Below are 14184 nucleotides of genomic sequence, written 5' to 3' on the forward strand. Positions count from 1 at the left end.
TAGGAATAAAGGTTGAATTAGGAAACATTATTCCCGCAATCCCGCAGCAGGCCTCAGAACCAGCCGGATTCACACCCCCTTCCTTCCATTGGATGCGGCCCGACGGTGGCACCCGCGCCCGACCATCATCAAAGTGACCTCGAATTACTGCTTGATTCCTTTCTTTTACAGCTGGTTGAGTCATCTCACTGAGCCGTGACATACGGCACAACAATCTCAAGAGGTGTCCTTACATGAGTACTCGTTTTAGGTTTACCAAGGCCTTGGCCGTGCTGGCCGGAGCCGCGCTCGCCCTGACGGCCTGCGGCGGCGGCACCACCGGTGCCGATGCAAAAGACAGCGGTACAATGACGTACTGGTCGATGTGGAAGGTCGGCGAACCGCAGCAAAAGGTGATCGCCCAGGCCATTTCAGATTTTGAAAAGCAAACCGGCGCCACCGTGAGGGTGCAGTGGCAGGGCCGCTCCAACACCACCAAGCTGGTCCCGGCGCTGAACACCAGCAATGTCCCGGACCTGGTCGACGGCTCCTACGCCAAGCTGGCACCCGTCCTCGGCAACACCGGCGAGGCCCTCCCCCTCACGGACGCCTATGCCTCCGCAATTGACGGGAAGAAGGTCTCCGACCTCATCCCCGGCAAGTACCTGGCGGCGAGCAACATCAAGGACTCCGGCGGCCAGCCGTGGATGCTCCCCTACAGCCTCAGTTCCGATGCGATTTGGTTCAACGCGGCGAAGAACCCGGGCCTGGCGGCCGCCCCGCCAACCAACTGGGACGACTTCATGGCCCTGCTGAACAAGGAAAAGGCTGCCGGGCAGGTGCCGCTGGCCGCCGACGGGGACATCGCCGGCTACAACTCGGCCTGGTTCTCCAACCTCATGATTCACGCGGAGGGCCCGGGGTCCCTGTACAAGATCGCCTCGGACAAGTCCGGTGCAGCCTGGGACTCCCCCGCGGTCCTCGCCGCAGCCCAGAAAGTGCAGGCAATCGCCCAGGGCGGTTACCTGATCAACGGCTACAACGCCAGCAAGTGGCCGGCGCAGCAGCAGGCCTGGGCCAACGGAGGCGCCGACCTCCTGCTCAACGGCTCCTGGATCCCCACCGAAACAGGCACCTATGCCGCCAAGGGCTTCCAGTATTCCTCCTTCCCGTTCCCCGCGGTGAGTGGACAGCCGGCCATGGCACGTGCCGACTTCGTCGGCTGGGCGGTCCCGAAGAAGGCGAAGGATCCGGCCCTGGCCCAGAAGCTGGCCGCCTTCCTGCTCAACAAGAAGTACCAGGACGACCTGGGCACACAGGCGAAGGTGCTGCCCATCCGTGCGGACGCCCAGACCTCCCCGGAGATGTCCACCGTCAAGACGGCGATTGACAACGCCAAGGAGATCTACCAGGCCGACGACGGCATCACCTTTCCCGGCTACACCACCAAGGTCTACTGGCCCATTGACGACCAGCTGTTCCTCGGCAAGATCAACGCCACGCAGTTCGTTGCCAAGATGAAGGCGGCACAGCTCGCCTACTGGAAGGGCCAGGGATAATGTCGGCCCTCACCACCAAGCTCCCCAGGCGCGCCTCCGGTCCGGCAGAAAAGCCGGGCCGGAGGCCGGGGGGCAGCAGCATCGACCGCCAACGCCGCAAACTTTTGGTGCCGTTCGTCGGACCGGCATTCATTTTCTACACCGTTCTCTTCATCGTCCCGGCGTTCGCCGCCGTGTGGATCAGCCTCAATGACTGGGCCGGCTCCGGGCCCATGACCTTCGTCGGTTTCAGCAACTACATCCAGGTTTTCCAGGACCCGCTGTTCCTGAAGTCATTTGGCAACACCCTGCTTCTGCTCTTTGTCGTCGGCGCGGTCGTCTTCGCCCTGGCGTTCGCCATGACCCTGGTCCTGCGCGACATGGCCGCGAAGAAGATCGTCAGGAACGTCATCTTCTTCCCCCACCTGATCAACGCGCTGGTTTTTGGTGTGCTGGCGGGGTTCATCTTCAATCCCGGCGGCATGGTCAATACCCTGCTCAAGCCGCTCGGCGTCAGCGAACCTCCGGCCTGGCTGGCGCAGGACAACATCTTTCCCCTGATCATGGCCACCATGGTCATGACCACCACCGGCTACTTCACCACCATCCTCATGGCCGGCGTGGACCGGATCCCCCCGTACTTCTACGAGGACTGCGCGCTTGCCGGGGCAACGGCCTTCCAGCGCCTGCGTTACGTCATCCTGCCGCTGACCTGGGATGTCTTTGGCACCTGCGCCGTGCTGTGGACCATCTCATCGATCAAGATCTTTGAAATCATCTGGGTCTTTGGCGGCAGCAGCGGCGCCGGCATTCCGCCGACCCAAAGCTGGACAGTGGCCGTCTACACCTACGTGACCGCATTCTCCGGCCTCTCAACGCCCGCCTACGGTGCGGCAACCGCATCGGCCATCATCTCCCTGGCCCTGGTGTCCGTGCTGGTGGTGCTCCTGCGCCGCGCCATGCGCCGTGACGCGATTGAATTCTAAGGAAAACATCATGACCACCCTTGCCCCGTCCACGTCCGAGGGCGCCGCCCCGCCACCCGTCCGCAGGCGCAGAAACCGCGGCGGAGTCAGCCCCGCACTGCGGGCCGATCACAACCTGGCCCGAAGCGTCGGTGTCTTCCTGCTCTGGGTGGTTGTGGTCGTGAGCATCGCCATGCTCGCCTGGATCGTGCTGCAGGCCTTCCGCGACACGCGTGAAATCCTTTCCAGCCCCTGGGGCATGCCGAAGTCGTTCGACTTTACGAACTTTTCCACGGCCTGGAACGTCAGCGGCTTTGCCATGGCAACGCTCAACAGCGTGGTCACAACAGCTGTGTCCTCCAGCGTGTGCGTCGCGATTGCCTGTCCTGCCGCCTACTACCTCAGCCGGGTGGAAAGCCGCCTCACCAACGGACTGAGCCTGTACTTCATCATCGGCCTGGGCATTCCCGCCCAGGTCATCCTGATCCCGCTCTTTGTGATGCTTGACAAAGTCCACCTGACGGACAGCCTGATCGGCCTGAACCTGGTGTACATCGGCTTGTCCATGCCGTTCACCGTATTTCTGCTCACCGCATTCTTCCGCAGCCTGCCGCTGGAAATGGAGGAGGCCGCCGCCCTTGACGGCGCATCGGCCCTGCGCACCTTCGTTAAGATCACGCTTCCCCTGGCCAAGGGCGGCATCCTGACGGCATTCGTGCTGCTGCTCGTCTCGCACTGGAACGAAACGCTGCTGGCCCTGACCTTGATCCAGTCGACCGAAAAGTACACCCTGCCCGTCGCCTTGATCTCCTTTGTGCAGCAGCAGACCTACTCCGGCGCCGACTGGGGCGGACTGTTTGCCGGCCTGTGCATCGTGATCCTGCCAATGCTCGTCATCTACATGTGGCTGGGGCGCAGGCTCACCGAGGGGCTGACACTGGGAATGGGCAAGTAACCCAACCATGGCCAAGAAACCCAATCTGCTGTTCCTCGTCGCCGACCAGTTCCGGGCCATGTGCCTGGAACCGGGCGGCGACGCCGTTTCCACCCCGTTTCTCGATGGCATGGCGTCACGGGGGCTTTCCCTGGGCCAGGCGGTGAGCAACTATCCGGTGTGCAGCCCGCACCGGGCCATGATGATGAGCGGGCAGTACCCCTCCGTCAACGGCGTCACGCACAACGTGAACTCTGAAACGGCACCCTGGGGCGTGGGGCTGCGCCCGGACGCCCCGTCCTGGGCCGCGGTGCTGCGCGACGCCGGATACAGCACCGGATACATCGGCAAGTGGCACCTGGAGGCGCCCGTCCCCGAGGACGCCATCCACGGCACCGGACCCTTGGAGGATGGCCGCTACTGGGATGCCTACTCCCCCACGGACCGGCGCCACGGCTTTGATTTTTGGTATTCCTACGGCTGCTGCGACCAGCACCTTTCCCCCCACTACTGGACGGGCGACGCCGGACGTCACCAGCGCATCAACGTCACCGGGTGGTCGGCCGCCCATGAGACGGACGTCGCCGTGGAATTCCTTCACCGGGCTGCCGCCGGTGGCCCGGACGCCGCCCCTTTCGCCTTGGCCGTGTCCTGGAATCCGCCGCACCAGCCCTTCGACCAGCTTCCCCGGAACCATGACACCAGTTATGCGGGGCTGTCCGCCGCCCAGCTGCTCAACCGCCCCAATGTGGATCTGGGCTCGGAAACGGGGCGTGCGGCGGCCGCCATCGCGCCGCTGTATTACGCGGCAGTCAGCGCCATCGACGCCCAGGTTGGCCGGCTGTTGCAGGCACTGGACTGTCTGGACCTCACCCAGGACACGCTGGTGGTCTTCACCTCCGACCACGGCCAGCAGATGGGCAGCCACGGGCTCCTGTACAAAAACGTCCCCTTTGAGGAATCCATGCGGATACCCTTCGTCATGCACTGGCCGGGCAGGCTGCGCAACGACCCGGCAACCTCAGCGGGGGTGGGGCTGTGCAGCGTGGACATCGCCCCGACGCTCCTTGGCCTGCTGGGCCATGGCGGCAGCGTGCCCGCGGAGATGCAGGGGACCGATGTCTCCGCCGCCCTTCTGGACTGCGGCGCCGATGACGCCGGGCAGCCCGCGGGGACGCCGCCGTCGGCCCTGTACTTCCACTACCCCCGCGACCACAACGAACAGCATGTGCGCGGCCTGCGCACGGCCACCGAAAAGTTCATAGCCCGCTTCCACGAGCGCGACGGCCTTTCCGCAACACTGTACGACCTGGTCCGGGACCCCTATGAGCTGGAGGGCATCCGCGACGAAGGGCGGATCAGGGCCCAGGCCGCAGCCCTGCAAGCCGCCTTGGCCGGCGCCCGCCAAGAATGGCCGGGAGAAGCCGCCCTCGCAGCCTTGGCGGAGGGCCGGTGAACATCCTGCTCGTCATGGCGGACCAGTTCTCCGCCCATGCGCTGCTCCGGACCAGGGACACGGATGCGCATTTCCGCACCCCCCACCTGGACCGTCTGGCGGCCGCTTCGCTGTCCTACACGCAGGCCTACACGCCTTTTCCGCTGTGCGTGCCCGCCCGAAGCGCCATGGTGACAGGACGGTATCCCCACCAGCTGGACATCGTCTCCAACGGAGCGGGCGGCGCGGAACCCGGTCGGGGCCCGGCCTCCCTGGGACATTGGTTTGCCGCGGCCGGCTATGACTGCGCCTACGCCGGAAAGTGGCACGCCCGGCAGGCCAGCGCCACGGTGGAGGACGGCTTTGTCCCGCTCCACCCCTTGGGCGACGAAGGCCTGGTCGAGGCCTGCACGGACTGGCTGTCCACGCGCGCAGCGGCCGGGCCCTTCCTCTTGGTGGCTTCCTTCGACGACCCCCACACCATCTGTGAGTATGCCCGCTCCCAGCCCCTGCCCTACGGCAACGTTCCGGAGTCCCCGGTCGGCGGGGCGCCGCCACTGCCGGCGAATTTCGCGCCCGCGCCGTACGCCCCGTCGGCCTTGGCCGTCGAGGCCGATGCCGCAGCGCGGGTCTACGGCACCAGGGGCTACAACGCCGACGACTGGCGGCAGTACCGGGCTGCCTACGCTGCTCTCGTCACACGCGTCGATGAACGCATCGGCCAGCTCCTGGACGCTGTTGACCTGGCGGAGACCGCCGTCGTTTTTGTCAGCGACCACGGCGACGGGGACGCAGCGCACGGTTGGAACCAGAAGACCGCCCTGTACCAGGAGTGCATCCGCGTTCCGCTCCTGCTGCACGTGCCCGGTCGGGCAACCGGCACCGTGGAAAGCCCCGTGGCCGGTGTCCTGAGCCTGCTGCCCACGCTGTGCCAGGTCGCCGGGATTGCCCCGCCGCCGGACCTCCCGTCGAGGTCCCTGCTGGAAGGGCAGCCTGACGTGGTGGTGGTGCAGACCCTCTTCCAGGCGGACTCAAAGCCGCAGACCACCGGCCGCGCCCTGGTGAAGGGAAGGTACAAGTACACCGTCTACAGCTGGGGCCGGCACCGCGAACAACTCCATGACCTGGAGGCCGATCCCGGGGAACAGCGCAACCTTGCCGTTGAAGACTCCTTCGCGGTCCTGTTGGAGGAGCTGCGCGGGGACCTTCACCGCTGGGCACTGGAACACGGCGATGCCGCGTTCCTGAAGAAGTTGGTCCTGCCCGCCTCCGCCCCGGACCAGGCCCGGGCGGATATTTTTGCCGTTCCGTACTAGCCGCTGGGAACTAGCTGGGCGTAGGCTGACAGTTACTACCCACGGAATAGCCAGCTTATTCCCAGCCAATGGTCGGAGACTCAAATGGTGAAGAAGACCGGACCTGAAGCAAAGCTGCTCGTTGTTGACGACGAGCCCAACATTCGCGAACTGCTCTCCACTTCCCTCCGGTTCGCCGGATTTGAAGTGGTGGCGGCCGCCAACGGCCGCGAGGCCCTGGCCGCAGCCGAAGAGCACAACCCCGACCTTGCCGTGCTGGACGTCATGCTGCCGGACATGGACGGTTTCACCGTCACGCGCCGCCTCCGTGCGGCCGGGCGGCACTTTCCCGTCCTGTTCCTCACGGCGCGGGACGACACCGAGGACAAGGTGACCGGCCTGACGGTGGGCGGCGACGACTACGTGACCAAGCCGTTCAGCCTGGACGAGGTGGTGGCGCGCATCCGTGCGGTACTCCGGCGCACCCAGCCCATGGAGGACGACGACGCCGTGCTGCGCGTTGCCGACCTGGAGCTCGACGACGACGCCCATGAGGTCCGCCGCGCCGGGAACACCGTGGAGCTCTCCCCCACCGAGTTCAAGCTGCTGCGCTACCTGATGCTCAACCCCAACCGGGTGTTGTCGAAGGCGCAGATCCTGGACCACGTCTGGGAATACGACTTCAACGGGGACGCGTCCATTGTGGAGTCCTACATTTCCTACCTGCGCCGCAAGGTGGACACCGATTCAACGCTGCCCGCCCTCATCCAGACCAAGCGCGGCGTGGGCTACGTGCTGCGGACAGCCGACAAGCGCTAGCCGCTTTGATCACGTTGTGGAAGAACGCATCACTGCGTTCCCAGCTGGTGGCGATCATCAGCGCCCTGCTGGCGCTGTCCCTGCTGGCCCTCGGCGCCACAACGTTCCTGCTGCTGCGCTCCTTCCTGCAGGACCAGATGGATGCGCAGCTGACCACGTTCCAGCGGTCGATCGTCGGGATCGGCACGGTGGACACCCAAAGCACGGGGCAGTCCCCGTTTGGTTTTGACTACTACGTGGGCTTCCATTACTTCGACGGCGGACTGGCGGCCCAGAACCGCACTGGCGACGACAAGCCCGTCTACCCGCAGTATTCGATGCCCCAGGCCCTGGCCCTGAACGGAAAGAAATTCACGGTCCCGAGCACCGACGGGGGCGCGCCCTGGCGCGTGACGATCGTGGCCGCCCAGGACTTCCTGATGCCGGACTCCCTCGGCACGAAGCGCCTCTACACCGGCTACGTCGTGGTGGGCCTGCCCTATGAAAGCCTCAACACCACCATGGAGCGGCTGGCCATCGTCATCACCGGCGTTGCCATCCTGGCCATCACGCTGGGCACCATGATCGCCTACTGGACCGTCAGCCGGTCCTTCCGGCCGCTGAGCCGGGTGGAAAAGACGGCGGCGGCCATCGCCGCCGGGGACCTCTCCCGCCGCGTCGAGATTGAAAACCCGTCCACCGAGGTGGGGCGGCTCTCCGGCTCATTGAACACCATGCTGGCCCACATTGAGCACGCCTTTGCCGCCCGGACGGCCTCCGAGCGGCGCATGCGCCGCTTCGTGGCGGACGCCTCCCACGAGCTCCGCACGCCGCTGGTCACCATCCGCGGCTTTTCCGAGCTCTACCGGCACGGCGCGCTGCAGACGCCGGACGACGTCGGAACGGCCATGGGCCGCATAGAGAGCGAGGCCAAGCGCATGGGCGAGCTGGTCGAGGACCTGCTCATGCTGGCCCGCATTGACGAGCAGCGCCCGCTGCTGCTCAAGCCCGTGGACCTGCTGATCCTCGGCCACGACGCCGTCCTGGACGCCCGCGCCTCGGCACGCGACCGCGCATTCTCCGTGGTGGGGCTGGCCGGGGGCCCGGGGGCGCCCGCACCCACAGTGGGGGACGAGGCCAAGCTGCGCCAGGTGGTGGCCAACCTCATGGGCAACGCGCTGCGCTACACCCCCGCGGGGTCTCCCGTGGAAATCATGGTGGGCACGCGCCAGTCCGGTGCCGGCAAGACCTCCGTCATCAAGATTCGCGACCACGGCCCCGGCATCTCCGACGAGGAGGCGCCACGCATCTTCGAACGGTTCTACCGCGCCGACTCCTCCCGCGACCGGAACACCGGCGGCAGCGGCCTGGGCCTGGCGATCGTTGCGGCCATCGTGGCGTCCCACGACGGCACCGTGCGCGTGGAACAGACCCCGGGCGGCGGCGCCACCATGGCCGTTGAGCTCCCCTTCGAGGAACCGGACGACGCCGGCGCCGGGGACACGCCGTCGGCGGACCGCGCCGTCCCTCCCGTGCCGCTGCAGGCGCCGCGCTCGGCGGGACGGGCGGCAAAGCAGGGCAATGCCTCCTCCACCGGCGGGTCCGCCGGCTGACAGCCCCACAACATCCGCTGCGGCGGTGGCGGGCCCGGCAACGCCGTCCTAGCGTGAAGGGACCATTCAGCGTTCCCCGCGGTGGAACCGGACACACGGCGGAACCGGACACACGGCGGAACCCGTCACGCAGGAGGCACCCCATGGCCCAGTTCAACGTCAACAGCGACGAGCTCGCCCTCAAGAGCACAGCCGTCAAGGGCTCCGTGGACCGCATCAGGCTGGAAGTCGACGGCATGAAGCGCAACCTGATGGACCTGCAATCCACCTGGACGGGGGCGGCCGCCACCAACTTCCAGGCCCTGCTTCAGGAGTGGCATGCCACGCAGGCCAAGGTGGAGGCGTCGCTGGAAAGCATCAATGCCGCCCTGTCGATGGCCGCAACCCAGTACGCCCAGGCCGAAGAGGCGAACGCCCGCATGTTCACCGCCCGCTGACGCCCCGCTATCCCTCCCGGGTGCCCTGGTGGAACCGAACCTGCCACCGGCCGTCCTCATGCTGCCAGATGGAGCTGCGCAGCGAGGTCCCCCGCGGCTCCACGCTGCGGTAGGTCAACAGCGCCGTGGCGGCGTCGAGGCGGTTGAGGGTCAGCACTTCCAGGCTCGCCTTCCCTGCGCCTCCGTCGCCGAACATGTCCAGGATCTCCTGGCGCGACCACCGGCGGCCCGACGCGCCAATCTCCTGGAAGTCGCGGTGCAGCAGTTCCCCGGCACGGAGGGGGTCAGCGCGCACGGCGGGGTCCAGGAGTTCGCGTTCCAGATCCACCACGGAGTCAAGCGCCGCGTCCGGGCGGGGCGGAAAGGCGGGGTCGGGTTCGTCGTCGAGCATGGAAAAGAGGTCAGGCTGTCCCGGCGCCTCTGCCGGGGCGGGGACCGGTTTCGGTGCCGCCCGGGGTTCCGGGGGTGCCTGCACGGCCGCCGCGGGTGGGTTGGCGCCGGGGTTGGCGCCGGGGTTGGCGCCGGGGAAGCCGGGCCCGCGGTCGGGTTCGCGCTTCGCCTGGTAGGCCGTGGCGGCGTCGCGGGCACGGTCGTCCGCCGCCTCGTTGAGGTCATGGCCGGCGTGGCCCTTGACCCACTCAAACGCGTAGGTCCGCCCGACTATGGCGGCGTCGATCTCCTTCAGCAGGTCAACGTTCAGCACGGGCTTCCCGTCCGCCTTGCGCCAGCCCTTGCGCTTCCAGCCCGGCATCCACTTGGTGATGCAGTTGATGACGTACTGGCTGTCGCACAGGATGTGCAGCGGCTCCTGCGGCAGGTGGGCCGTGGACTTGAAGAGGTCCAGCACCGCCATGAGCTCGCCCATGTTGTTGGTGCCATGCGGCCAGCCCCCCGCACGCCAGCAGGTCTCGTCCACATACCAGGCCCAGCCGGCGGGGCCGGGATTTCCCAAAGCCGAACCATCGGCTGCCGCAACAATTGTCATGACCCAATACTTTCAGATGAATCCGGCACTTAAACGCCAAAGGCGCCCCTCCGCAGTGGAAGGGCGCCCCGGTGGTGGCACTTGACGGCTAGAAGCCGCCCATGCCGCCCATGTCGTCGCCGCCGCCACCGGCGGGTGCAGCCTTTTCGGGCTTGTCGGCAACAACTGCCTCGGTGGTCAGGAACAGCCCGGCAATGGAGGCCGCGTTCTGCAGTGCGGAACGGGTCACCTTGACCGGGTCGTTGACGCCGGCAGCCAGCAGGTCCTCGTACACGCCGGTTGCAGCGTTGAGGCCGTGGCCGACGGGCAGGCCGCGGACCTTGTCGACAACCACGCCGGGCTCGAAGCCGGCGTTGAAGGCGATCTGCTTGAGCGGCGCGTCGATGGCAACCTTGACAATGTTGGCGCCAGTGGCCTCGTCGCCCGTCAGGTTCAGGCCCTCGAATGCCTTGACGCCGGCCTGGATCAGGGCAACGCCACCGCCGGGGACGATGCCTTCCTCAACGGCAGCCTTTGCGTTGCGGACGGCGTCCTCAATGCGGTGCTTGCGCTCCTTGAGCTCAACCTCCGTGGCGGCACCGGCCTTGATGACCGCAACGCCGCCGGCCAGCTTGGCCAGGCGCTCCTGCAGCTTCTCGCGGTCGTAGTCGGAATCGGAGTTCTCGATCTCGGCACGGATCTGGGACACGCGCCCGGCGATGGCGTCGGCCTCGCCGGCACCTTCGACGATGGTGGTCTCGTCCTTGGTCACAACAACCTTGCGGGCCTTGCCCAGCAGGTCCAGCGTGGTGTTTTCCAGCTTCAGGCCGACTTCCTCGGCGATGACCTGGCCACCGGTGAGGATGGCGATGTCCGCCAGCTGGGCCTTGCGGCGGTCGCCGAAGCCCGGGGCCTTGACGGCGACGGACTTGAACAGGCCGCGGATCTTGTTCACGATCAGCGTGGCAAGGGCTTCGCCCTCAACGTCCTCGGCGATGATCAGCAGCGGCTTGTTGGACGCCATGACCTTCTCGAGGACGGCAACGAGGTCCTTGACGTTGGAGATCTTGGAGTTGACGATCAGGATGTACGGGTCCTCAAGGACCGTTTCCTGGCGCTCGGTGTCGGTGACGAAGTAGGCGGAGATGTAGCCCTTGTCGAAGCGCATGCCTTCGGTGAGCTCGAGCTCCAGGCCAAAGGTGTTGGACTCCTCGACCGTGATGACGCCTTCCTTGCCAACCTTGTCCAGGGCTTCGGCAATCAGGGCACCGATTTCGGTGTCGCCGGCGGAGATGGAGGCCGTGGCCGCGATCTCTTCCTTGGTCTCGATCTCCTTGGCGGAGATGAGCAGCTGCTCGATCACGGCCGCAACGGCCTTCTCGATGCCGCGCTTGAGGGACAGCGGGTCCGCTCCGGCCGCGACGTTGCGCAGGCCTTCCTTGACGAGGGCCTGGGCCAGCACGGTGGCCGTGGTGGTCCCGTCACCGGCGATGTCGTCGGTCTTCTTGGCAACTTCCTTGACCAGCTCGGCGCCGATCTTTTCGTAAGGATCGTCCAGCTCGATCTCCTTGGCGATGGAAACACCATCGTTGGTGATCGTGGGGGCGCCCCACTTCTTTTCCAGGACCACGTTGCGGCCGCGCGGGCCCAAGGTGACCTTGACGGCGTCGGCGAGGATGTTCAACCCACGCTCAAGGCCGCGGCGTGCCTCTTCATCGAATGCAATGATCTTGGCCATTTAGGCTTCAGTCCTTTCGGGACAGTCATTATGGATTCAGGTTCCCCAGGCGGTGCCCGCGACGGACGGACCCGGAGCGGGCGATCTCTTTCACGCCTGCCCCGGAATCCTCACCACAAGAGGAAAGTTGTTGACCTCCGACGGCAGCGGGCTGGCTAGGATCTAGCAGTCACCACCTCAGAGTGCTAAGTCAATAATTAGCACTCGGCACCCGAGAGTGCAAGCGCGGCGTCTTCATATGCGCTGCGGGCGAACGCGTGGCCGGCCCCGCCGGCGCCCCCGGCAGCGGTGGAGCCTTCGGGCCCGGGCGCTTCCACCGTTTCGGCGAAGCGGCCAGCGTGGGAGTGAAAAATGATCCGCGCGGCGCAAGCTGATCCGGGGCACGGTTGCCCCGCGGCCTCGGCATCCACAACTGCCACCTCGGCTTCACCAAGAAGGCCCTGACCCAGCTGCCCGTTTCCGTGTCAAGCGCCGGTTTGCCCGCCTGGGCCATGGCCATTTGGGTGCTGGCCGAGGGAATCCCGATTCTGGCGGGCAACGACGGCTTCCGCACGGACGCCGGGGGCATCCCCCTAGGACTGCCCCCGCAAACAGGCACTCCACGGCGAGGTACTGCGCGGCCACGCGCACAATAGGCGGCCCCGGACCGCGAAACTGCGCCCGCTACGCCCCCGGGCCCAGCACCACTGTCAGCGGAACGCCCATTTCGGTGGAATCCAGCAGGGTGGAGATGTTCAGGAGCTTGCCCAGGGCCTCGGCGTTGGCCTTTTGCGCCGTGCCGCTGTAGATGACGGAGGAGACGGCCTGGGGAGCGCCGGTCCAGTTCCCGGTCTGGGACACCGTCCAGCCGTTGGCCGTGACCGTCCCGCTGTACCGGGCCGCGAGGCCGCCGATTCCGGTGGCGTTGAAGATCACAACCGGCGTGGACTTGTCCACCGCGGACCCCGGCGTCGGCGTGGCGGAAGGAGTCGGCGTGGCGGAAGGAGTCCGCGTGGCGGTGGCCGCGGCCGGGGTGGACGGTCCGGCACTGGCCGCCGCGGTGGACGTCGCATGGCTGGCCGGCGGGGTGACGGCCTTGTCCTGGCCGCTGAGCTTGGGCACGATCAGGAACGCCAGCAGGCCGATGCACAGCGCGGCAACACCAAAAATCATCAACGGCAGGAGGCTGCGCGTGGCCACCTCGAGCGAGGCGCGGTGGACGCCGTGGCGCGCAGAGTTCTCCGGGACACGGTCAAATTCGTCGCGCGGGTAATTAGTCATGGGGCGGTGCTGTCCTTGGGGGTGAGGCAGTGGAAGCGTACGTCAATTCCCGAGCCGGCGTGCGGTCCGGGCCTTTTGGCGCGATGTACGTAGTCTACGCAACCGCTTGACCAGCATGGGGTCATGCTCCAGGGCCGCCTCCGTGTCGATCAGGACGTTGAGGATCTGGTAGTAGTGGGTGGCGGAGAGGTCGAACATCTCGCGGATGGCCTGCTCCTTCGCCCCGGCATACTTCCACCACTGCCGTTCCAGCGACAGCATCCGGGCATCCCGCCCGCTCAGGCCGGCGCCGGCGTCGTGCCCCGCGGCCGGTGCATGCTGCGAAGGTTCTGCTGCTGGCGCCACCACACACTCCCTCATTTTCACATCGCGACATCTTTCGCGGCGCCCCACTGACGCGGCCCGCCTCCTCCATGATAAAGGCGAATCACAGCCGTGTCATTCGGGGATGCGGCGACAATGGAAGCATGAACTCCGCCCCCGGCCTCTTCGACCTCCCCTCCCCCGCCGCCTGGGACCGCTCCCAGCTGCGGGCCCTGGACACGATGGGCACCGACCCGCTCTCGCTGCTCGCGCCGGACTGGGCCGCGGCCCTGGCAGCCCAGGAACCCGCGCTCCGCGGCCTGGGCCTCATGCTGCGCCGGGAGTACGACGCCGGCACCTCCTTCCTGCCGCCGCCCACCCGGGTGCTGCGCGCCCTGGCCGCGCCCCTGTCCGGCGTCAGGGTCCTGGTGGTGGGGCAGGACCCCTACCCCACCCCGGGCCACTCGGTGGGCCTGGCCTTCGCTGTCGACCGGGCCACCCGGCCCCTGCCGCGCAGCCTGAACAACATTTACAGGGAACTGCAGGACGATCTGGGCATAGCCCCGGCGGCGCACGGGGACCTCAGCGCCTGGGCCGGGCAGGGCGTCCTCCTGCTGAACCGGGTGCTCACGGTGGCGCCGGGCACGGCGGGCTCGCACCGGCGTCGTGGTTGGGAAGGGGTGACGGAGGCCGTCATCAGGACGCTGGCGGTCCGGGGGCAGCCACTGGTCAGCGTGCTCTGGGGGCGGGACGCGCAAAGGCTGGCGCCGCTGCTGGCCGGGACTGCCATCATTGAGTCGGCCCACCCCAGTCCGCTGTCGGCGTCGCGGGGATTCTTTGGCTCGCGGCCGTTCAGCCGCGTCAACACCCTGCTGGCGGAGCAGGGCAGCCGGCCCGTTGACTGGGCCCTGCCCGCTTGAACGCC

General features: G+C 66.9%; 13 protein-coding genes. 9 read left to right on the forward strand and 4 right to left on the reverse strand.

Going from position 1 to position 14184, the window contains the following annotated elements; genetic code table 11:
• Positions 1-233: 233 nt before the first annotated feature.
• The 8 genes from G6034_RS02845 (at position 234) to G6034_RS02880 (ending at position 8994) form a co-directional block, all read left to right on the forward strand.
• On the forward strand, positions 234-1538 hold the full coding sequence (locus G6034_RS02845; RefSeq protein ID WP_176633575.1) for an ABC transporter substrate-binding protein: 1305 nt from the start codon (positions 234-236) through the stop codon (positions 1536-1538).
• Positions 1538-2503, forward strand: coding sequence for a carbohydrate ABC transporter permease (locus G6034_RS02850; protein ID WP_246295234.1), 966 nt, complete (start codon positions 1538-1540; stop codon positions 2501-2503). The genes G6034_RS02845 and G6034_RS02850 overlap by 1 nt, the downstream gene beginning before the upstream one ends.
• Before the next feature lie 10 nt (positions 2504-2513).
• Complete coding sequence (locus G6034_RS02855; RefSeq protein WP_176633576.1) at positions 2514-3437, forward strand: carbohydrate ABC transporter permease; 924 nt, start codon at positions 2514-2516, stop codon at positions 3435-3437.
• 7 nt (positions 3438-3444) lie between these two features.
• Positions 3445-4872, forward strand: coding sequence for a sulfatase family protein (locus G6034_RS02860; protein WP_176633577.1), 1428 nt, complete (start codon positions 3445-3447; stop codon positions 4870-4872).
• Complete coding sequence (locus G6034_RS02865) at positions 4869-6167, forward strand: sulfatase-like hydrolase/transferase (RefSeq protein ID WP_176633578.1); 1299 nt, start codon at positions 4869-4871, stop codon at positions 6165-6167. The genes G6034_RS02860 and G6034_RS02865 overlap by 4 nt, the downstream gene beginning before the upstream one ends.
• Before the next feature lie 87 nt (positions 6168-6254).
• Positions 6255-6965, forward strand: coding sequence for a response regulator transcription factor (locus G6034_RS02870; RefSeq protein WP_343037915.1), 711 nt, complete (start codon positions 6255-6257; stop codon positions 6963-6965).
• Between the two features lie 5 nt (positions 6966-6970).
• The gene (locus G6034_RS02875; RefSeq protein ID WP_176633580.1) at positions 6971-8557 is read left to right on the forward strand and encodes a sensor histidine kinase; all 1587 of its coding nucleotides are present in this window, start codon (positions 6971-6973) and stop codon (positions 8555-8557) included.
• 143 nt (positions 8558-8700) lie between these two features.
• Complete coding sequence (locus G6034_RS02880) at positions 8701-8994, forward strand: WXG100 family type VII secretion target (protein ID WP_176633581.1); 294 nt, start codon at positions 8701-8703, stop codon at positions 8992-8994.
• Positions 8995-9001: 7 nt separating this feature from the next.
• On the opposite strand, the gene G6034_RS02885 is transcribed toward G6034_RS02880, so the two are convergent.
• The 4 genes from G6034_RS02885 to G6034_RS02900 all read right to left on the reverse strand — a co-directional run bounded on the left by G6034_RS02885 (position 9002) and on the right by G6034_RS02900 (position 13316).
• Positions 9002-9979, reverse strand: coding sequence for a ribonuclease HI family protein (locus G6034_RS02885; RefSeq protein WP_176633582.1), 978 nt, complete (start codon positions 9977-9979; stop codon positions 9002-9004).
• An 88-nt stretch (positions 9980-10067) separates the two neighbouring features.
• Positions 10068-11696, reverse strand: a complete 1629-nt coding sequence (gene groL, locus G6034_RS02890) for a chaperonin GroEL (RefSeq protein WP_176633583.1) — start codon at positions 11694-11696, stop codon at positions 10068-10070.
• Between the two features lie 663 nt (positions 11697-12359).
• Positions 12360-12956: a LytR C-terminal domain-containing protein gene (locus tag G6034_RS02895; RefSeq protein ID WP_176633584.1), complete on the reverse strand. Its 597-nt coding sequence runs from the start codon at positions 12954-12956 to the stop codon at positions 12360-12362.
• A 42-nt stretch (positions 12957-12998) separates the two neighbouring features.
• The gene (locus tag G6034_RS02900; RefSeq protein ID WP_176633585.1) at positions 12999-13316 is read right to left on the reverse strand and encodes a DUF3263 domain-containing protein; all 318 of its coding nucleotides are present in this window, start codon (positions 13314-13316) and stop codon (positions 12999-13001) included.
• Between the two features lie 185 nt (positions 13317-13501).
• Between G6034_RS02900 and G6034_RS02905 the strand changes: the two genes are divergently transcribed.
• On the forward strand, positions 13502-14179 hold the full coding sequence (locus G6034_RS02905; protein ID WP_246295259.1) for a uracil-DNA glycosylase: 678 nt from the start codon (positions 13502-13504) through the stop codon (positions 14177-14179).
• Positions 14180-14184: the final 5 nt, after the last annotated feature.

The organism is Arthrobacter wenxiniae, from assembly GCF_013376105.1.
GTDB lineage: Bacteria > Actinomycetota > Actinomycetes > Actinomycetales > Micrococcaceae > Specibacter > Specibacter wenxiniae.